The sequence below is a fragment of the Bythopirellula goksoeyrii genome, from assembly GCF_008065115.1.
GTDB classification, from domain to species: Bacteria; Planctomycetota; Planctomycetia; order Pirellulales; family Lacipirellulaceae; genus Bythopirellula; species Bythopirellula goksoeyrii.
Window position 1 is genome coordinate 1,286,467 of sequence record NZ_CP042913.1, and the last position, 20,421, is coordinate 1,306,887.

At 52.2% G+C, this 20,421-nt stretch carries 17 protein-coding genes; 5 read left to right on the forward strand and 12 right to left on the reverse strand.

Annotated features, from left to right (window positions below):
* The first annotated feature begins 96 nt into the window (after window positions 1–96).
* Window positions 97–444 carry a hypothetical protein gene (locus Pr1d_RS05120; protein WP_148072522.1) on the forward strand — a complete coding sequence of 116 codons (348 nt, stop codon included), beginning with the start codon at window positions 97–99 and terminating at the stop codon, window positions 442–444.
* Between the two features lie 255 nt (window positions 445–699).
* On the opposite strand, the gene Pr1d_RS05125 is transcribed toward Pr1d_RS05120, so the two are convergent.
* Window positions 700–2,073 carry a Gfo/Idh/MocA family protein gene (locus Pr1d_RS05125; RefSeq protein ID WP_148072523.1) on the reverse strand — a complete coding sequence of 458 codons (1,374 nt, stop codon included), beginning with the start codon at window positions 2,071–2,073 and terminating at the stop codon, window positions 700–702.
* A 133-nt stretch (window positions 2,074–2,206) separates the two neighbouring features.
* On the opposite strand from Pr1d_RS05125, the gene Pr1d_RS05130 reads away from it, so the two are divergent.
* Complete coding sequence (locus Pr1d_RS05130; RefSeq protein WP_168205053.1) at window positions 2,207–2,974, forward strand: 3-keto-disaccharide hydrolase; 768 nt, start codon at window positions 2,207–2,209, stop codon at window positions 2,972–2,974.
* Window positions 2,975–3,042: 68 nt separating this feature from the next.
* Here Pr1d_RS05130 and meaB read toward each other — a convergent pair whose 3' ends face one another.
* The 11 genes from meaB to glpX all read right to left on the reverse strand — a co-directional run bounded on the left by meaB (window position 3,043) and on the right by glpX (window position 16,919).
* Window positions 3,043–4,041: a methylmalonyl Co-A mutase-associated GTPase MeaB gene (gene meaB / locus Pr1d_RS05135; protein WP_148072525.1), complete on the reverse strand. Its 999-nt coding sequence runs from the start codon at window positions 4,039–4,041 to the stop codon at window positions 3,043–3,045.
* A gap of 13 nt (window positions 4,042–4,054) precedes the next feature.
* Complete coding sequence (scpA, locus tag Pr1d_RS05140) at window positions 4,055–6,241, reverse strand: methylmalonyl-CoA mutase (RefSeq protein WP_148072526.1); 2,187 nt, start codon at window positions 6,239–6,241, stop codon at window positions 4,055–4,057.
* Window positions 6,238–8,343, reverse strand: coding sequence for a methylmalonyl-CoA mutase family protein (locus Pr1d_RS05145; protein WP_148072527.1), 2,106 nt, complete (start codon window positions 8,341–8,343; stop codon window positions 6,238–6,240). The genes scpA and Pr1d_RS05145 overlap by 4 nt, the downstream gene beginning before the upstream one ends.
* 39 nt (window positions 8,344–8,382) lie before the next feature.
* Window positions 8,383–9,903 carry a succinate CoA transferase gene (locus tag Pr1d_RS05150; protein ID WP_168205054.1) on the reverse strand — a complete coding sequence of 507 codons (1,521 nt, stop codon included), beginning with the start codon at window positions 9,901–9,903 and terminating at the stop codon, window positions 8,383–8,385.
* Between the two features lie 75 nt (window positions 9,904–9,978).
* Window positions 9,979–10,389: a methylmalonyl-CoA epimerase gene (gene mce, locus Pr1d_RS05155; RefSeq protein ID WP_148072528.1), complete on the reverse strand. Its 411-nt coding sequence runs from the start codon at window positions 10,387–10,389 to the stop codon at window positions 9,979–9,981.
* A gap of 46 nt (window positions 10,390–10,435) precedes the next feature.
* Window positions 10,436–11,926: an AarF/UbiB family protein gene (locus Pr1d_RS05160; protein ID WP_168205055.1), complete on the reverse strand. Its 1,491-nt coding sequence runs from the start codon at window positions 11,924–11,926 to the stop codon at window positions 10,436–10,438.
* A 26-nt stretch (window positions 11,927–11,952) separates the two neighbouring features.
* Entirely contained in the window at window positions 11,953–13,056 is a 1,104-nt protein-coding gene (locus Pr1d_RS05165; protein ID WP_148072530.1) for an alpha/beta fold hydrolase, read from the reverse strand.
* Between the two features lie 15 nt (window positions 13,057–13,071).
* The gene (locus Pr1d_RS05170) at window positions 13,072–13,422 is read right to left on the reverse strand and encodes a hypothetical protein (protein ID WP_148072531.1); all 351 of its coding nucleotides are present in this window, start codon (window positions 13,420–13,422) and stop codon (window positions 13,072–13,074) included.
* Window positions 13,423–13,555: 133 nt separating this feature from the next.
* On the reverse strand, window positions 13,556–14,299 hold the full coding sequence (locus tag Pr1d_RS05175) for a 3-oxoacyl-ACP reductase family protein (protein WP_148072532.1): 744 nt from the start codon (window positions 14,297–14,299) through the stop codon (window positions 13,556–13,558).
* A 44-nt stretch (window positions 14,300–14,343) separates the two neighbouring features.
* Window positions 14,344–15,525 carry an acetyl-CoA C-acyltransferase family protein gene (locus Pr1d_RS05180; protein WP_148072533.1) on the reverse strand — a complete coding sequence of 394 codons (1,182 nt, stop codon included), beginning with the start codon at window positions 15,523–15,525 and terminating at the stop codon, window positions 14,344–14,346.
* Between the two features lie 338 nt (window positions 15,526–15,863).
* Complete coding sequence (gene glpX / locus Pr1d_RS05185) at window positions 15,864–16,919, reverse strand: class II fructose-bisphosphatase (RefSeq protein WP_148072534.1); 1,056 nt, start codon at window positions 16,917–16,919, stop codon at window positions 15,864–15,866.
* Between the two features lie 400 nt (window positions 16,920–17,319).
* Here glpX and Pr1d_RS05190 point away from each other — a divergent pair, with 400 nt between their 5' ends.
* The 3 genes from Pr1d_RS05190 to Pr1d_RS05200 are packed head-to-tail and all read left to right on the forward strand — an operon-like array spanning window position 17,320 to window position 20,411.
* The gene (locus tag Pr1d_RS05190) at window positions 17,320–18,330 is read left to right on the forward strand and encodes a c-type cytochrome (RefSeq protein ID WP_210417891.1); all 1,011 of its coding nucleotides are present in this window, start codon (window positions 17,320–17,322) and stop codon (window positions 18,328–18,330) included.
* 36 nt (window positions 18,331–18,366) lie between these two features.
* The gene (locus tag Pr1d_RS05195) at window positions 18,367–18,996 is read left to right on the forward strand and encodes a hypothetical protein (protein WP_148072536.1); all 630 of its coding nucleotides are present in this window, start codon (window positions 18,367–18,369) and stop codon (window positions 18,994–18,996) included.
* A gap of 8 nt (window positions 18,997–19,004) precedes the next feature.
* Entirely contained in the window at window positions 19,005–20,411 is a 1,407-nt protein-coding gene (locus tag Pr1d_RS05200; protein ID WP_148072537.1) for a cbb3-type cytochrome c oxidase subunit I, read from the forward strand.
* Window positions 20,412–20,421 lie beyond the last annotated feature (10 nt).

Consider the following 20,421-nt stretch of genomic DNA (forward strand, 5'->3'; position numbering starts at 1 on the left):
AGATAGCTTGATTCAACTCTCCGATTCAAAACTTGGCATGCGCCTTGCAGACTACTTACTGGTACGGCTAACAATCACGAGAAAGTGAGGTGCATTATGTACGAAGGAACCGACCTGGAAGACTACATGGCCGAAATTCGCGAACGAGTTTGCTCGCGATGCATCGAGAGGCCGCCTGGCGGGCCGCCTTGCGAACCACTGGGGAAGCGATGCGGGGTTGAGGTAAACCTTCGCGAGCTAGTCGAAGCCGTGCACCTGGAGCATTCAAACTGGATGGGACCCTATATCGAACGCTTTCATGAGGGGGTTTGTGCTCACTGTGTGAATCGTCCGACTTCGCAGTGCCCTTGTGCCCTTGACTATTTGCTTCTACTTGCTGTTGAAGCGATCGAGGCCGTCGACGAAAGAGGAGGCAAGACAGCGATGCAAAGAGCAGAAACGTAACAACAAATCGGAAACCCCGCTATTGGAGGATGTGCTGTGTGTGCCCACAGCCTGGATTGGAGCGGGAGAATTAGGATTGATCAGTGAAGAATAGAGACGAGGAGATGCTCGGAAGTCCTACCGAGCGTCGCCAGAAGGCCGAAAAGGCTGTTCGAGACTTTTGGTATTTGTTAGTTGGTTTGTAATCAACGGAGCGCTAAGCAAGGTTCATAGAATCTTAGACGGCAAATTTGTTCTGTTGAGCTGGGTAAGCGATCAACTGACATTGATCCATGAATCGATGTTCTCGATCCTCCAGGGTTCACGCTGTTCACGGCTGAGCATTTGGTTGGCTTGTTCGTCGCCGTCACATCGCTCAGTTTTGGGATCCCAGTTAAGCTTCCGTCCGACTTGCATGGCAATGTTGCCAAGATGGGAGATCGTTGCAGTGCGATGGCCAATTTCAGCCGGCGCGTAGGTTGGAGTTCCGAGCCGAATCGCATCAGTAAAGTTGAGATGCTCGCCGCCGTAAAGTTCGTCGGGACGCTCGATGATGACCCGAGGGTGATAGAGTTGCTTCTCAGGCGGTATCTTAACAGATAGGATACTCGGGTTGCTCGCCCGCAAGGGCGCTCGCCAACCACGAAACATGACCCAGCCCTCACTCCCCTCGAATTTGAGTGCCGGCACATCGCTCCAGACATGCATAGTCACTCCGTTGGCGTAACGATAGTGCAGATCGAACTCCTCGGCGGTGTTCCAGACAGCCTCGCGTGACGGAAACTTGCCGGTGCCAGCGACTTCGACTGGACCGGTTTCCTGATTCCCCGATGCCCACTGCGCCAGGTCGATCAGATGAGCACCCCAATCAGTAATGCGACCTCCCGAGTACGCCAAATTCCAGCGATAAGTGTTATGCACCCTGGCGGGACAATAGGGTGCAAGTGGCGCCTGGCCTTGCCACATTTCGTAGTCGAGATGAATTGGTGGATCTTGAATGCGAAAGTCTTTGTTCCCGCGACCAGCATTTCCTTTTTCGAGAAGCACCTTAATATTGCGGAGCTCACCGATGTACCCGCCGCGAACTAATTCGCAAATGCGGATGTGCGAATCGATCGAACGGTTTTCCGAAGCAGTCTGAAACACGAGCCCCGAATTCATCGCTTCATCGGCGAGCAACCGTCCTTCCGTGACCGTGAGAGAGAGAGGTTTTTCGCAGATGACATGCTTGCCGGTTCGCAGGGCCATCAGCGCAGGAATCACATGCCAGTGGTCTGGCGTCGCTATACATACGGCATCGACTTGCGCCTGGTTGAGTAACTCGCGAAAATCGTAATACACTTCACAGCGGTAATCGCATCCAAGCTTGTTGGAGTAATGTGTATTGACCCGGCTTTCCGCCTCGGCGGCATGATGCTTGTCAACATCGCAAACAGCAATGACCTGCTGGTGCGGATTGGCAAACATCTGATCGAGATTCCATCCTGCCCCATGGATACCACACCCGATGAGCCCCATACGAATTCGTTCACTCGATGCGATCGTGCCAGCGAACCCCAGGGCCGAAGAACGCACAAAAGCCGGTGCAGCCGAAGCAGTGAGCCAAGTGAAGAAGTTTCGCCGAGAGATGTTTTTAAGAGTTGCAGCCACCAGTGTATACTCACAGATAGAAACTCAAGTTAGAAACTGCATTTAGTTTATCACAATAAGGTCGGTCTGCGAGGAACTATTTATGTTCTTCCAAGGTTGTAGACCGCCCTCCATTTTCTTGCGAGAGAAAGCTATGCGATCGCTTACCGTGCGATTTCTGAAATTCTTATGTCTTTGCGTGATCGGCGGCATCCAAACCAATGCCGCTCCTACGGAGAAGACTGTGGTGCTATTTGATGGCAGTGGCACAAATCTGTTTGTCAGCTCGACGGGTTCTGAGAGTGATTGGCGAATGGAAGATGGGGCTTTGGTTTCGACTCCAAATACGCGGAGGTCGAACAACCTGGTATCCAGACTTCATTTCCGCGATGCGGAAATTGAACTTCAGTTTCTCCAGCCGAGCGATACCGACGGCAATAGTGGTGTCTTTTTGCACGGACTGTATGAGATTCAGATCCTCACCACCAAGGGGAAACAGAAACTTACGAATCATGATATGGGTGCTATCTACGGCTTGTATGCTCCTTTGGTAAATGCCGATCAAGGCTCTGGGAAATGGCAGACGCTCAAGATTCTCTTTCATGCGCCTAGACGTGATGAATCCGGCCAGCTGACTGCCGAAGGCTCTATCACGGCATGGCTCAATGGAGAAAAAATTCACGACGACGCGAAGGTTGGTAATCAAGGCTCGGAGTACAATCCTTATGCCTACGATACGACGCCCTATTTGGCCGAAATACAAAGAATCGAGAACTTCAAAGGAACCGGTCCACTCCTTCTGCAGGACCACGATTGCCCGGTAAGATTTCGTCAGATCCTCGTAAAGCCGCTGGATGATGCTGCGTATCTCTATTCGCCAGCGATGAAAAACTCTCATGGACTTCCCCAGCAGAACGATTAAATCAGGATCCGCTTCGACTTACCGATATACAAGAAGAACCAGCACTCAAGTGGGTGCGGGCTGTCATGTTAATTTCGCAGTCCATAGGCATCGAGAATCTTCCGCGCGGCGGCTTCAACGGAAATGGTTCCGGCTAGGACTTCTTGTTCTAGTTGCGGGCGGATCTTGGCGACGTCGGCGTGAGTGTAGATGGACTGTCGTAGCCGCTCTTCTACGATTGCCCAAAGCCAGTGACGGTTTTGGCTTTGTCTATGAGCGGCAAGTGTGCCGTTGGCTTTCAAGCGTGCGACCCTCTGCTCGACGGCGGTCCAAATTTTATCGATCCCTTCATTTTGCAGGGCGCTGGCCGTAAAGACCTTTGAGTTTTGGGTCGTATGGCCACCTGAGATGGTCTCAAGGGCGTTGCGATATTGGCGGGCGGCGACTTCGCAGGCAGTGCGCAATTCGCCGTCGGCTTTGTTGACCACGAGGAAATCTACGACCTCTAAGAGGCCTCGCTTGATGCCTTGCAGTTCATCCCCACCAGCGGGGGAGACGAGTGCCACCAAGCAGTCGGTCATGTGGGAGACATAGGACTCGGACTGGCCCACCCCCACGGTTTCGATCAGGATGACGTCGTAATCGGCCGCTTCACAGACGAGCATGCTTTCGCGTGTGCGACGAGCAGCGCCTCCCAAGGTGCCAGCGGATGCAGTGGGACGGATATAGGCGTGTGGCTCGGCCGCCAGATTGGGCATGCGTGTTTTATCGCCGAGTATGCTGCCGCCGGTGATGTCACTAGAGGGGTCAATAGCGAGTACCGCCACCTGATGCCCTGTACGGACTAGCTGCAGCCCTAGCGCTTCAATGAAGGTGCTCTTGCCAGCTCCAGGAGTACCGGTGATGCCGACGCGAATAGCCTTACCGGTGAACGGCATCAAACGGGTAAGCAGTTCTTCGGCTTGCAGTTGATGTTGGAGATTACTCGACTCGACAAGCGTCAAAGCGCGAGCCAGTACCGAGGTATCACCAGCGCGTACACCTTGAAAGTAATCTTCGGTCGTAAGTGTGCGACGGCGTGGTGGCAAGTTGGAGAATTCCTTACGAGGTTTTGCCTTCGAGGGATATCTCGAGTCGATCAGCGAGGACTTTCATAAGTTCGGCGGCTGCCTCACCGATGACAGTACCCGGGCCAAAGACTGCTGAAGCACCTGCCTCGTAGAGGGCTGGATAGTCTTCAGGAGGGATTACTCCACCGGCGACAATGAGGATATCGTCGCGACCGAGCTTTGCTAATTCATCACGAAGTTGAGGAACAAGTGTCAGATGCCCTGCTGCAAGAGAACTCACACCGACGATATGCACGTCGTTCTCCACCGCTTGGCGAGCCGTCTCGGCGGGGGTGCGAAATAGCGGGCCGATATCGACGTCAAAGCCCAGATCGGCGAAGGCCGAGGCGATCACTTTTTGCCCGCGGTCGTGCCCATCTTGGCCCATCTTGGCTACCAGGATACGTGGTCGGCGCCCCTCTTGCTTTTCAAAGCGTTCCAAAAGTTTTTGGATTTCTTGCACGTTTTCGTGGTCTCCGATTTCTGCGGCGTAGACTCCCCGGACGGCGCGGGTGGGGGCTTCGTAGCGACCATAGATTCTTTCCAATGCTTCGCTCATTTCGCCGACGGTCGCTTTGGCACGCGCCGCATTGATCGCCAATTCTAGCAAGTTGCCCGTTTTGTCGTGAGCGGCATTGGTGAGTGCTTCAAGAGCCTGATCGACTTCGGCTTGATCCCGTTCGTCGCGGAGCTTCTTGAGGTTAGCAATCTGTGCCTGGCGTACGGTTGTATTGTCGACATGCAGGACTTTGATGTCTTCCGGTTCTGTCGGGCGATATTTGTTGACGCCGATGACCGTTTGTTGACCGGAATCGATATGGGCTTGGGTGCGTGCGGAAGCCTCCTCGATGCGCATCTTAGGGATACCAGCCTGGATGGCTTTGGTCATTCCTCCCAGTTCTTCGACCTCACGAATATGCTGCCAAGCACGAGCGGCCAGATCGTGGGTAAGTCGCTCGACATAGTAGCTCCCTCCCCAGGGATCGACAACATCGCAGGTGTCGGTCTCCTGCTGCAAGAACAACTGTGTGTTGCGGGCGATACGTGCCGAGAAATCCGAAGGCAAGGCGAGTGCTTCGTCGAGGGCATTAGTATGCAGCGACTGCGTATGGCCATGGGCGGCCGCCATTGCTTCCAGGCAGGTCCGCACGACATTGCTATAGACATCTTGAGCGGTCAGACTCCATCCGCTCGTTTGACTGTGTGTTCTCAGCGACAAACTCTTGGGATTCTCTGGCTCAAATTGCTTGATGAGCTTGGCCCAGATCATGCGTGCTGCTCTGAGTTTGGCAACTTCCATGAAGTAGTTCATGCCAATTGCCCAGAAAAAGGAGAGCCGAGGACAGAAGGCATCGACTTTCAAGCTGGCCTGAATGCCGGTTCGAACGTATTCCAAGCCATCCGCCAAGGTATAGGCCAACTCCAGGTCGGCTGTGGCACCCGCTTCCTGCATGTGGTAACCACTGATGCTGATGCTATTATATTTGGGCATCCGTTGGCTGGTGAATTCAAAGATGTCGGCAATGATCCTCATGCTGGGTTCAGGAGGATAGATGTACGTATTGCGGACCATGAATTCCTTGAGAATGTCATTTTGAATGGTGCCCGCGAGTTGCTCGGGTGGTACACCTTGTTCTTCGGCGGCCACGATGTAGAGTGCCATGATTGGCAGCACGGCTCCGTTCATAGTCATCGACACGCTCATGCGGTCCAGTGGAATACCATCAAATAGCATGCGCATGTCGTAGATGCTATCGATTGCCACCCCTGCCATGCCGACGTCACCACTCACCCTAGGATGATCGGAATCATAGCCTCGATGGGTAGCAAGATCGAAAGCGATGCTGAGCCCCATCTGCCCAGCGGTCAGATTGCGACGATAAAACGCGTTGGACTCCTTGGCGGTTGAAAAGCCGGCGTATTGCCGTACTGTCCATGGCCTGAGTACATACATCGTGGCATAGGGACCACGCACATACGGCGGAAATCCTGGCATGGTTTGCAGGTGGTCCACTCCTTCCAAATCAGAAGTGGTATAGACTGGCGAAACATTTATCTGCTCAGGGGTCATCCACACGGGGAGGTCGTCCGCGCTGCCATTGGTTGTCGCCTGCGATGCGAGAGTATCTCTCCCTTTAGCGGACACTAACGGAATCTCGGCAAAGTTGGGGATTGTCATGATTCTATCACACCTTCCTCACGCAGCACGTCGCGCAAGGTTTCCAGGACGTTGCATTTGATGAAAATAAAACGGTCGACCCCTGCATTGCGCCACTCTGTTTCATTGGCTCCCGGATTTCCCGCAAGTACTACTGTCTTGGCTCCGGAACGCTTGAGGCTTGCGGCGACATCAGGAACGAAATCCTGGTACAGCTTGTCGGAAGAGCAGATAACGGCAGTTAGCGCTCCTGAATCGCAAAACGCCTTTGCAACTGCGTCGGCGTCTTTGAATCCATCGTTGGAGACAATTCGGAAGCCGCCGGCTTCGAAAAAGTTTTTAGCGTAGCTGGCGCGCGCGGTGTGGTGGGCCACTGGTCCCATATTGGCCAGGAAGACGATGGGGCGTCGACCGTGGAGCTTTTCCCAGGCGTCTACTGCATCGCGTAATTCTTCAAAGGGTTGAGCAAAGCTGCGAGATTTGATGGCTTTCGTGGTAGTGATGGAATCATGAAAACCTGCCATGCGAGCCAGTTGACCTATCGTGGCTCCCTCCGCTGCTGCTTTTACAGCGGCAGCTGTCTTGGATCTCTCAGACGATGCCTCAGCTGGATCGAAATCTCCTCGAGTGGTCATGCGTTCGCATGCTGCCCGGCGAAGTGCCGAGACATCGGGTGCCACGGTCTCCAGGGGAGCTTCGGCAATGTCGGGGAATTCGCTCACTCCGGTGATCCCCTCTTTTCGGCGGGCAATGTCCGTTGCGCGGGGTGCATGGGCGGCGGCGATCTGGTCGGCGACCCACCCAGAATGCAATACAGCCACCATTCCCTCCAGTCGCTCGATCTCTTGAAACGTATCCCACGCCTCCTTGGCAAGTTGATCGGTGATCGAATCCAAGAACCAGCTACCGCCACCTGGGTCGATCACACGTTGTAAATGCGCTTCTTCTTGAATTACGAGCAGTGTGTTGCGTGCCACGCGGCGGCTGAACTCATCTGGCAGGCGAAGAAGGCTGTCGAAAGGGACGGAGGTCACAATGTTTGCTCCGCCGATGCTGCCGGCGAACATGGCGACCGTATTGCGCAGAATATTGACATAGGGGTCTCGATGGGTCAGGACGCGGTCACTGGTGCGAGCATGTAGTTTCATAGCTCCAGCCCCCGGTGAGCCACCACTGGCTTCAACAACGCGCGACCACAGACGGCGGGCGGCACGTAGCTTAGCAATCGCGAGAAAATGATGTGTACCTAATTCCACTCGGAATAGTATCTGCTTTGCCGCCTCATCGATGTTCATTCCAGCAGCGATCATCGCACGCAAGTACGTTACCGCAGTAGCCATTTGAAAGGCGAGATCCTGCGCCGCTGTTGCTCCGGCACAATGGTATGGTGCCGTGTTGACTCCAACAGCGGTTAGCTGCGGGCAATTGTGAGCTGTCCACTGGGCCAGGTCGGCCAGCAAGGCGAGCGAAGAATTCAGCGACAGCGGCAGATAGCCATTGCGGGCCAGGGTAGCTAGTGGATCGCTATTGAAGGCACCTTGGACTTGAGCTAAATCGAGTCCCTGCTTCTGCCAGAGTGAAACCAGGAGGGCTGCTGCAGGCAAGAATGCCGCTCCGGCATCCAAGGCTATGCCGACACTTTCGAGTTGTACCTTTTCTAATGTGGTGTTCAGATCTTGCTGGGAGTAGGCCATCAGGCCTTCATCCCCAAGTGTATCGCTTAACGTCACTTCATCGGGGTCGAAACCATTGCTGGCAGCTTGATCGAACTGGAGTTGGACCGAGGTCACTCCACCGGCAAGATCGGCGAGTATCTGTTTGTTCGTTACATTCACATCGGGATGGTAGTATTCCTGACGGAGATCGGCTCCCTGGAGGGCAAGCCGGGGCGGCAGGGACCCACGAATAAAGGGTGGTGACCCTGGAAAGCCAATCGCTTCGGGGTGGTTGAGGGCATCTTCTTGTGTGTAGACGGGCTGGATATCGATACCTTCGTAGGTGTGTGTCACCAGCTTCTTCTCGAAGGGAGCGCCTTTGAGATCATCTTCCACAACAGAACGCCACTGCTGGTAGGTGACGGAGGGGAAGTCCTCCGCGACCGTAAACTCTAATGGCAATGTCATATTTAACCTCTGTCTCAGGCGAGACTTCTAAATGGGTACCTATGCACGAACCTTGATCTCGTGAGAAGTTGGGAACTCAGGTAACATCGCGCCATCGCGCAATAAATTCTGGTGAAGCTCAAAAACTTTCTTTAAATCGTGTCGGATGTGTCCTGGACCGGCCTTATTGATGTACTGGTGTAGATAGTCGCGAAAGTGTGGGTGGGCACATTTTTCAATAATCAACCGCGCGCGCTTTTCTGGAGATAATCCGCGTAAATCGGCAATGCCTTGCTCCGTGACAACTACATTCACAGAATGCTCGGTGTGGTCGATGTGGGTACACATCGGAACGATCGTGCTAATCGTGCCATCTTTTGCTATCGAGGGACACATGAAGATGGAAAGATATGCGTTGCGGGCGAAATCGCCGCTGCCGCCAATTCCGTTCAATACCTTTTGGCCCAACACATGGGAGGAATTGACATCGCCCTCCAAATCGATTTCCAGAGCTGTGTTCAAGGCAATGACACCCATCTGTCTAACTAAAGCAGGATTGTTGGATATTTCTTGGGGGCGTAATACGAGTCGGGGAGCATAAAAATCGACTTCGCCGACTAGATCGAGCATCTGAATCGGGGTCAGAGTCAGGGCACAAGTGCTTGCCCCCCTAATTAATTCGCGCTTCATTAACTCGAAAGCCGACGACTGAAAGACCTCCGTGTACATCATGTACTTGGGAATATCGGGATGCTCCCCCAAACCAGCGAGTACCGCATTGGCCACGTTTCCCACCCCGACCTGCAAGGGGAGCATTTCCTTCGGAAGTCGTTTGCCTGCCACCTCTTCCAAGAGAAAGTTAACAACATGGCGGGCAATGGCACCGCTGTAATAGTTTGGCGAAGTAAATCGAATTGGTTCGTCAGGCTTGTTCGTTTCCACGACTCCCACAATCTTCTCGGGATCCACACGAGCAAAGGTCTTGCCAATTCGCTGTAAGGGAAAGTCAAGATCCAACGCCGGACGATGAGGAGGCGCCTTGGGAATAACTATGTCCGCCATGTCGCTAATTTCGTAGGGGACATAGTGATTCAGTTCGATGATGACCTTCTCGGCGGCGTGTAGAAAAGAAGGGGAAGCTCCAATTGACGTCGTTAGGTACACACGACCATCAGCGGTAATGCGATTCGCTTCGATGACGGCAACATCGATCTTTCCGAAAAAACCAAATAACACAGATTGCGGAACGTGCGAAAGATGCATGTCGACGAATGCCACCCGACCATCATTGATCCGTTCTCTCAGAGGACGAGAAGATTGATAAGGGGCGCGCCAACTAATCGCGTCAGCTTCGGCGAGGGCATCATCTATGCTAGGTCCCGTCGATGCCCCGGTAAGTACACGTATCTGAAAGGGTTGGCCTGCAGCGTGGAGTTCCTTGGCTCTCTTCGCCAGCGCAAGCGGAACGACTTTGGCTGCGCCAGCAGGGGTAAAACCGCTGAATGCTACTAGCGTGCCATCCTCGATAAGTTCTGCGGCCTCTTCTGCCGTCATTCGGGGGAAGGATTCTACTTCTGCCATGAATTACAATTCTTTCTGACAACTCGGCGATCAAGCCCTAAATCTCTCCATCTCGTTCGTAAGTCACCTCAGTAGTTAGTGCGGTGGTTGACACAACTCGGTTAACACACCGTGGGTACTCTTCGGATGGATAAAGGCAATCTGCATCTTGTGAGCACCCTGTCGCGGTGTCTCGTCGATCATCCTCAGACCTTCTTGTTGTAATTCTGCAATGCGGTCCTGAATATTCTCCACAGTAAACGCAACATGATGCAAGCCTTCGCCACGGGATTCCAGGAACTTCGCAACAGCGCTGCCTGGGTCAGTAGGTTCCAATAATTCCAGCCGAATGTCATCGATTCTGAAGAACGCTACCCGAACTTTCTGGCTAGCCACCTCCTCATAGCCCTCAAACTTCGCGCCAAGAGTTTGTTCGTAGAAGGGGCGTTGCTCCTCAATGCTTTTAACCGCGATACCAATATGATTGAGTGCTTTTACAGGAGTCATCTTCTTAATCCTGAGTTTAGAATGGAAATCGTTTGCCAGTGTTTTGTTAAGAAAGCGTGCAAGCTTCCCGTGAATCCCATACATCTTGCCACATAGCTCGCCAGTGGCGACTGATGGCCAGCGGAGAGTCCAACAGTGCTTCCGTGAGATCCAGGTTGGATAGCCTTGTTGGAAACGCACGAGAACTAAAGGACGACAGCCAGCGACTGGGCCATTCCCGTATGTAGTTATGTAGAAATTCGCAAAATAGAACTTGATCGAGATTGAAGCTGTCGGCACCAATCTCGCTGATTACTCCGGACAACGTCAATAGGGACTTGCGAAACATCAGCATATCAGATGACATACTCAAGCGAGCTGACTGGGCAGCCTCGTCCAACATTCCTACTAGCCACGTCAGTCCCGGCAATTGTCCTCGTCGCATCTTTCGTAGCCATTCAGCCACACACGCTTCCAAGGCTGTTCGGTCGCACTGCCGACGAACATCGAGTTCCAGAATCGTCGCTACCATTCTCGTAGGTCTCATGCTAATTGCAGCAAGCATGACCTGCACTATAGCAGCCCGTTCTACTTCTCCTAGAAAGCCCACTAGACTCCAATCCAGAATCGCCAACTTTGCATCGGAAGTAATAAACAAGTTTCCCGCATGAGGATCACAATGAAACAAAGCTTGCTTGTTGGGAGAAAGTATCGGTCGGGCAATCATGGCCCTGGCCACCAGCTCCGACAGGTTGCGTATCTCGGTTGAACGCTTAAATTGGTGGTCGGTTACTTTCTCGCCGTAAATTCGCTCCATCGCTGTGACTCGTGGAGTGCAGTGTTCGAACACTGTTGGAATTCGTATATCAAGTTGATCAGCATAGAAGCTGGCAGCACTTGCTAGATGCTGTTGTTCTTTGTCGAGTTGTAGTTCGCCTAGCAACTTCTCGCGAACTTGGTCGAACGTGTCGTAGAAATCAAGTTGCGGAATTTGCAATTCGTTGAGGCGATGATCAAGATGCGTGCCGACTTGGGCTAGCATATCTAATTCCACATGAAGTCGTTCCACAATGCCCGGTTTCAGAACCTTGAACACTCCTTCCGGTTGTGTTGACTTGCTCTTGTCCCTGAATGGAATCACGACTGCGACACTTGCCTCGGCAATTGCAGGAGGAAGTAACTCGATGGTTCTTGTTTCGAGCGGACCTAGCTCCTCGACCAAGATGGATTCAATTGCTTCCAGAGAGACTGTCGGAGGCATAGATTCCAGTTTACGAAGTTCAAATCGAAGCTCGGGTGCCAGCCGTTGGTCACGCGCCAGGATTTGCCCCAGCTTTTGCAACACGGGGCAGCTATGGGCCAACAGTCCCAAGCGTTGAGAGAGCGATGACGTGGGGGGGAGGGCAAACTGAGCGGAGAGAATCGTTTCTTGCAATCTCTGCGGCAATCCATTCAGAAATACGACCAGACTTTCTTTGACTGGTAGCGCAAAGTGAGAATATTCTGCCGGCAGCAGTTTGGCTAGTGCTTGCTCGTCGATAATTGTTTCCCAGTTCACGTCTCGCATCCACCATGACAAATTATCTATTCAGAACGTGCCCCCAACCAAGCATCGATATGCGGCCAAGTAGACTTCTCCGCGCCACGTCCAGCCATGATTCCAATATGCCCTCCCCTGACGCGAAATACTTCCTTGTCTTGACTTCCAACCAGATCCATGATCCTTTCCGACTGACAGGGAGGGGTGATGTGATCCCCCTCAGCAATCACGTTAAAGAGGCTTGCCTGGAGCCTGCTGAGATCAACACGTTCACCACGCAATTCAAGCGTCCCTTCCATCAGACGGTTTTCTTTATAGAATTCTGTGATTAATTGTCGATAACCGGCACCTGCCATGGGGATGATGTCGCGCACCCAAGTGTTCATGGCGTGCCATGCTTCGACACGGCTCGTGTCTTCGATGTTCTCCCACAAGTTGATGTAGTTGCTCACGTAGTTTTCGACCGGCTTAAGCATCTTAGCACCCGTGTCAATCACTTCACCGGGCACGTTGCCAAAAGCCTCCACAATTCGGTCGGGATCAAACGCGGGATGATTCACCCACTTCGTAAAGCCCCCTGCTTCTTTATCAGCGAAATCAAGCGGAGCGGTTAGCAAGATTAGATTCTTGAGGCCGTCCTCAGGCCTTAAGCTTGCGTACATGGTGCTGATCAATGCCCCCAAGCACCACCCCAGCATGCTGAATTCCTGGCAGTTTGTGATGGCTTTGAGCTTGCGGATCACGCGTGGCAGGTATTCGAGCGTATAATCGTCGTACTTTAGATCGCGATCTTCGAGACCCGGAATTCCCCAGTCGAGCAGGAAAACATCGTACCCATGGTTGACCATGTATTCGACAAAGCTGTGCCCCGGACGGAGGTCTAGCACATGAGGCCGATTCATGATGGCGAACACCAACAGCAGTGGTACCCGATGTTGCTTGTCCTTAGCAACTCGAGGAACATAGCGATAGAGCTTGGCTTTGTTGAGCGCCCAGACAAGTTGCTTGGGAGTCTGGGCGATTTTGGCATCTCGCGTCAGTAATTGATTGAACTGATCCAGGTTCTTCGTCGCCTGGTGCCACTGGTGGCACACATCCTCAAACGGAGAAGTTGACGTCTCGGAATTTGAATTTATGGTTTCGGTCATGGTAATCCATTCGCCTCATTCGCTATGTTCTTGGTGTTGCGGTTTCAAACACTGATCCAGTTTGGCATCCATATCATCTAGCCGCATTTCAATGTTGGTCAGCCGGTCTGCCAGCCGAGCCAAGTCATCTGTAGAAGGAAGATGCAACGCCTGCATCGACTTACTCAGAGTATCTTCGAGTAACTTACGGAACGGCGTCGAGGTTGCCAGCCACGCGTTGAGCGTCTCCGCTTGAGCGGCTGTGAACGTGTCGCTATTGACAAAGTCTGTCATCGACTTGGCCCAGTTTTCCATGCCCGTGTCACGCATTTGTTTCATCATCCCGAAAGGATCGAAAATATTGGGTATTTCTGGTTTCTCGCTCATCGAAGTTCCTCACTCCTGGGTTGGTGGGCAGGTGAGTAGTTGAGTAAGTAAATAAGCAGTATTGGCCCTAGGGTAGTATGCCTATGTGTTACTGCCTACTCATCTCTACACCTACTCACCTTTCTCTATCGTACTACATGAATGCACCACCATTGACATTTATTTGTTGGCCGGTGATATAGTCTGCATCAGCAGCCAGGAACACAACCGCTTTGGCAATTTCTTCAGGCTTTCCGAAACGGCCGAGTGGAATTCTTCCCTTTATTTGTTCCTGTATTTTTTCCGGTACCTCAGAAAACATGTCGGTGTCCGTAAATCCAGGAGAAACCGTGTTGACGGTGATCCCACTTCGAGCAAGTTCCAAGGCAGCCGTCTTTGTGAGGGCAATTATGCCCCCTTTGCTTGCGCTGTAATTCGCCTGGCCGAAGGCAGCGACCTGGCCGTTCATCGAACTGATGTTGATGATGCGACCCGACTTCTGTTCGGTCATGAAAGGAATTGCCGCGGACATGCAATAGAAATAGCCATTGAGATTGGTCTGAATGACTTCTTCCCACTGCTCGTCGGTCATCTTTTTGATTGAAGTATCTCTGGTGATACCCGCATTGTTCACCAGGATATCGAGGCGACCGAATTCGTCTGCGACACGTTTGACCATCGCGCGGGCTTCGGCGGAGACGCCGACATTGGCTTTCACAATGATTGCCGTTCCGGGTAGAGCCGCAATCTCTTCCGCCACCGCCTGGGCCTTGGCTTCATTATTTTGATAGACCAAAGCCACTTTTGCCCCGGCACGGGCTAATTCGATTGCGATAGCACGGCCAATCCCGCGTGAGGCACCAGTAACAATTGCCGTCTTTCCTTCCAACTGAGACATGAGTTATTCCTTTGTTTGTTATGTGTGTTTTCAGAGAAATGTTCTTAATCACGTGCGAACAACGCGGCGATCCCTTGACCTCCGCCGATGCACATCGTCACCAGCGCCTTGTGGCCACCGGTCCGTTTTAATTCGTAAAGGGCCTTGATCGTGAGAATGCAACCCGTAGCACCAATAGGATGCCCCAGACTGATACCACTTCCATTGGGATTCGTCCGGTCCTCTGGAAGTTCCAGCTCTCGTGTAACGGCTATTGCCTGAGCGGCAAACGCTTCGTTCACTTCAAACACGTCGATCTCATCGAGCGAGACCCCCGTTTTTTCGAGTAGCGCGCGGACGGCAGGTACAGGACCGATACCCATGTACTTAGGGTCAACTCCGGCATAGCTATAGGCCACAAGTTGACCGAGTGGCTTTAATCCACGCTTCTGCGCCATGTCTCGTTCCATCAAAACTACCGCTGCCGCAGCATCATTGATGCTTGAAGCGTTTCCAGCGGTGACGGATCCTTCCCTGTCGAAAATTGGCTTCAGTCCAGAGAGTTTCTCGGCTGTTGTTTCAGGCCGCACAGTTTCATCTTTGTCGAAGAGCACCGTGTCGCGCTTCACGCGAATTTCTACGGGGAGAATTTGCTCTTTGAAGTATCCTTTCTCAATTGCGTGTGCAGCTCGCCGATGACTCTCTGCTGCTAGTTTGTCCTGGTCTTCACGTGAGACGTTCCATTTCTTGGCAACATTCTCTGCCGTGACTCCCATGTGGCAATCATCAAACGGATCGGAGAGTGCCCCCACCATCACATCCATCATTGATGTGTCGTTCATACGAGCACCCCAGCGCATCGTCTGTGAAAGATAGGGGCTACGACTCATGCTCTCAGCACCACCAGCCACTGCCACGTCGGCATCTCCGAGCATGATCGATTGAGCTGCCGTGATGATTGCTTGCAACCCACTGCCGCAGAGACGATTTAGAGTCAGGGCAGGTGTCTCAACGGGAAGTCCTCCGTTGATTCCTGCCACGCGTGCCAGATAGTGATCATGGGCATCCGTGTGGATTATGTTGCCAAAAACAACGTGACCCACTGATTTCGGCTCGACGGCGGCGCGCGACACGGCTTCCCGCACACACTTGGCCGCCAACTCACTTGGAGGGATATCTTTCAGACTGCCGCCATATCCGCCGATTGGCGTTCTCGCACCACTCACTACGACTACTTCCCTTGTCATCTTTACCTCCCGTTCATACATGAATTAGGTGATTTGCTTGGTGGTACCTCCTGTTGCATTGTTTGTGCCGGAAAACCAGTCTGAGGAAATGATGTGTATATAAGGCCGCTGGTTAGGAGGCTCAGAACACTAGATCGTGAATCAGCGGTTGGGGAAGACAGAGATTATTCAGGCATCCTTCCCATTGCCTAAGAACACCATCATCAATCGAAGTAAAAAATTCTTCGCAGACGCAGCATGGAGGCGGAAAAGTCGGAGTAGAAAAGTGTATCCAAATGCCGTAAGAGTGAGCGAATCCGCACACCTGCTCTATCCAATTGCTTTCCGAGAACTTTTTTCTAGAGAGAGATTTCCTCGCCTGTCGAGTGCAGTCGAACGGTTTTGAGCTTGAGGTCGTGGTACGCCTCGATATGGCGAACGGTTCTGTTGCGGGCACGCATCAAGATTGAATGGGTGACACAATGGCTGTCTCGATAGTTGATTCCCCTCAACATGGGGGAATCGCTGATACCTGTGGCGGCAAAGATCAAGTTATCCCCAGGAGCCATATCGTTGACATTCCATACTTTGTTTAGGTCGGCCTCTGAGCAGTTCTCCTCAGTTAAAAGTCGATTACGCTCTTGCTCATCCTTGGGCCAAATGCGGCAGAATTGCTGTCCCCCAAGGCATTTAATCGCCGCCGCTGCGATAACTGCCTCGGGACTTCCGCCGATGCCGACATAGGCGTCGACTCCCGAATCGGGAAGACTTGGAGCAATGGCGGCAGCGACATCTCCATCAGAGATAAGCCTTACCCGGCAACCAATTTCTCGCAGGTTTTTTATAATTTCGTCGTGCCGCGGTCGATCAAGAACCACGACGACCAAGTCTCGGACTCGCTTGTGAAGCTGGCCTGCGACGATGCTTAAATTGGTTTCCAGTGGGGCATCCAATTGGACACGAACGTCACTTTCAGTGACAGCCTGCCCTACAGCGAATTTCTCCATATAGTGCGAAGGTATAGAGGGAAATAGTTTACGAGGATCGTCATCCGGTGATTTGCAGGTGGCGACAGCCAGCACCGATATCGCACCAGGCAATCCCTTGGCGGTGAGTGTCGTGCCATCGATGGGATCCAAGGCAATGGCCGCAGGAATCGCACCTTCCTGCCATGCTCCTAGTTTTTCATCGGTGAAAATACCTGGTGCATCGTCCTTTCTTCCTTCTCCGATTCGGACCAGGCCCTGGCAATCAATCAAGGAGAACATCCCCCGGATCGCATCAGAGGCAGCATAGTCGGCTTGGTTTTTATCACCCTTTCCGAAATACTTCCATGCTGCCAGTGCGGCATTTTCGGTACAACGTACTAAATCCAAGTCAAATATTCGCTCTGGGTCATGGCGTCGTTGATTCATGATCTCTTGCTCGCTAAATGTGACGTTGAGTGTTCAATCGTGAAATCATTTTCGAGACACTGCAAGAATGGAGAAAAGATATAAAGCATTTTGCGTGCCTTTATCTTCAGGATAGATTGTGTAGAAACCTTGACAAGCAGTGAGACAATATTAAAGTGGCAATCACTAGTCTAATAGACTGGTTCGTCAAAGTGTTTTTCGGTTTACCAGAGTTGGAGTCAATTCACATCTCATGTCCTCTACTCTAGTTTTGACTTCGTTGAACTATCTGGTCCAAAAGAGGCACTTATTCTCTTATCGAAAATCCCTTCGACTGATTTTTTTGTTTCTGCTCGTAAGTTGCACCGGCTGCCGCCGCGAGGCTCCCCCTAGTTTTTCTCCGGGTGCTGAGGTGCGGGAATTGACTGCAGGCTTAGAAGACGCTGAAGAAATTGAAGTCTACGAGGATTTGCAGTCTCAGATTGCTGAGGTCCTTCGCAAAACCAGTGGTACGCCGGACAAACCAATTGCGCTTAGTGACGAGGAAACTAGCGACCATCTGAAGCTAGGTTACGCTGTGTACGCGAAATACTGTACCCAGTGCCATGGCGTCGATGGCGACGGTAATGGCCCAGCAGCACCTTATCTGAATCCCAAGCCACGTAATTACACGCATGGGGTATTCAAATTCACCTCGACGCCCTATGGGAAGAAGCCTCGTCGTGCGGATCTCATTCGCACGGTACGCCAGGGAGTGACCGGCACATCGATGCCGTCGTTTGATCGTCTTAGCGATCAAGAAGTGGAGGCGGTCGTGGATTATGTCATCGCACTTTCCCAACGCGGTGAACTCGAACGGGAACTGGCGATGATCGCCTACGAGGACGAAGAACTCCCTGATGAAGAGGGAATTGAGGAAGTCATCTCGGAAATACTCGTCCCCTGGCAGGATTCTTCGGATCAGATCGTTATGCCGATTACGCCAATGCCTCCTATGACCGACGAATCGGTCTTGGCTGGTCACCAACTGTTTCTGGAGCACGCCTGCAACAAGTGCCACGGTAGGTTTGGGCGTGGTGGTTCGATGGAAAACGTCGAGGTCGGCATGGACACCTGGGGCAACAAAGCCGCAGCAGCGGATCTGTCCTCGGGCATGTTTCGCGGTGGAGAAAGGCCTATTGATATTTATCGACGGATTTATTCAGGCATCAACGGTACACCGATGCCTGCCTTCGAGAAGTTGTTCGTGGAGAATCCCGATGCGATTTGGCAACTTGTCCACTTTATCAAGTCAACCGGCGATCGGCGTCGACAAGGGAAGCCCCCTCTTAGCGATGCGGATTTACCACCCGAATCGCAGTCGATAGAAGAACCTACGGAGACTTCTCCTGAGGCAGAACCTGAGATAGAAGTTCCCGCTAAGGCGGCCTAAGCACCCCGGCAACAACTTTACTGTGGTTTGACACAAATGGATACAACGAAGAAAGAATCTGAGCTGCTCGAACTCAAGCAAAGAGTGACTGAGTTGGAATCACAGATCGCTTCCGAGAAGAGCTACGCTCCGTTTCGTCCCACCAGCTATTACACAGCATACTACGCCACCACTGGTTTCATGTTAGGTATCTTCGGTGCGATGGCTAGCTTGCTGTTTAATGTGATTGGTTCTGTGCTAACAGGCAAACACCCATTGGAGATTATTCGCAGCTATCTCACATTTCCCTTGGGGGATCAGGTTTTTGATTTTCCGCCTGACCAGAACGGTTTGATGCTGGCCATCGGTTGCTGTTTGTACTTGGCTACAGGTATGGTGTTGGGCATTCCTGTTTATTTGGCACTTACTTGGTGGGGCGCCAACAAATCGCTGGCGATGAAGTTTTTGATCGCTAGTGTTGTTTCGCTAGCTATTTGGGTCATAAATTTTTACGGAATTCTTTCCTGGCTTCAGCCAGAAGTAGTCGACATGTCGTCAGAGAACTTGATTGTTAATCGTGTCCCTTGGTGGGTAGCTGCAGCGACGCATCTTGTGTTTGGCTGGACGATGGTGCTGGTCTATCCGCTCGGCGACTACGTTCCCTATCAAAAAGCGACGGATATCTAATGCCCCATATGACAACCACCCTTGACGAGTCCTCTGCGAATACGGCCGGTCCTGGACTGGTGGAAGAACGGCTGGTTCTGTGGTATTTCCTGGCAGCGCTAACGTATCTGTTCATCTCGTTCAGCGGCGGCTTGATGATGGCACTGCAGCTGTTGCAGTGGAATCCGATCACAGGGAGCGAATACTTTTCACCCGGTCGCTGGCGAATGGTCCATACCAATGCGATTGCCTACGGATTTCTCGCGAACAGTTTTTTAGGTGCGCTTCACTGGTCGATACCCCGATTGACCCTCAAGCCGGTTCTAAGCAGGCCCCTTTCATACTTCATCTTTATCGCCTGGCAAGTTGTGGTAGTCTCCACCGCCGTGGGAATCTTAATGGGCCAGGCTCAAGGCGTTGAATGGGGAGAGACCCCAGTCTGGATCGATCCCTTGGCATTGGTGGGGCTGGCCTTGGTGTCTATTAACTTCATGGCGCCTATCGTGAAAACAAGAGGTCCTCTCTATGTGTCGCTCTGGTATTTCATGGCTGCGTTTGTGTGGACGTTCCTCACCTATGCCATGGGCAATTTCATGCCGCAGTATTATGTCTCAGGTACGAGTGCGGGTGCCGTTGCCGGACTATTCATTCACGATCTGGTGGGACTGTTTGTGACTCCCTTAGGCTGGGGGCTGATGTACTATTTTGTGCCCATCCTGCTGAAGAAACCGATTTGGAGTCATGGTTTGTCGCTGGTTGGTTTTTGGGGACTCGCATTTTTCTATCCCCTCAATGGAATTCACCATTTTCTCTACACCCCCATTCCCGACTTTCTGGAATACGGAGCAATCGTCTCTACGATTGCTGTAGAGTTTGTCGTAACAACGGTGATTATCAATTTCATTGGTACGATCTGGGGAGATAGCCGAGCTATTATAACCAATCTCCCGATTCGCTGGTTTTTCACCGGTATGACTCTCTATTTCATCACCTGCGCCCAGTGTGCAATGCAAGTTACACATACTTTTCAAAAGTTGATCCATTTCACGGATTGGGTCGTAGGCCACGCCCATTTAGTGATGTTCGGCGTTTTCAGTATGTGGTTATTGGGGATAATGACGTACTTGTTTCCCCGGCTGCTGAAGCAAGCTTGGTACAGCCGCAGCTTGTGCGAGTGGCACTACTGGCTCTCAACCGCTGGAATCCTGATCATGTTTCTCGACCTCACACTGGCGGGAATCTTTCAGGGATTTTTTTGGGCCTCGCTGCAGCCCTGGGAAGTCTCAATTGAAGGTTCGTATCCCTTCTGGGTAGTACGGCTCTTTGCTGGGTTGTCCATGATCGCAGGACAAATAGTTTTTGTGTACAACCTCTGGAAGACTTGGCGACTTTCTCGACAACCGCGCTCCAGCTACTCGGATGCAGCTCTAGCATAATCCCAAGGTA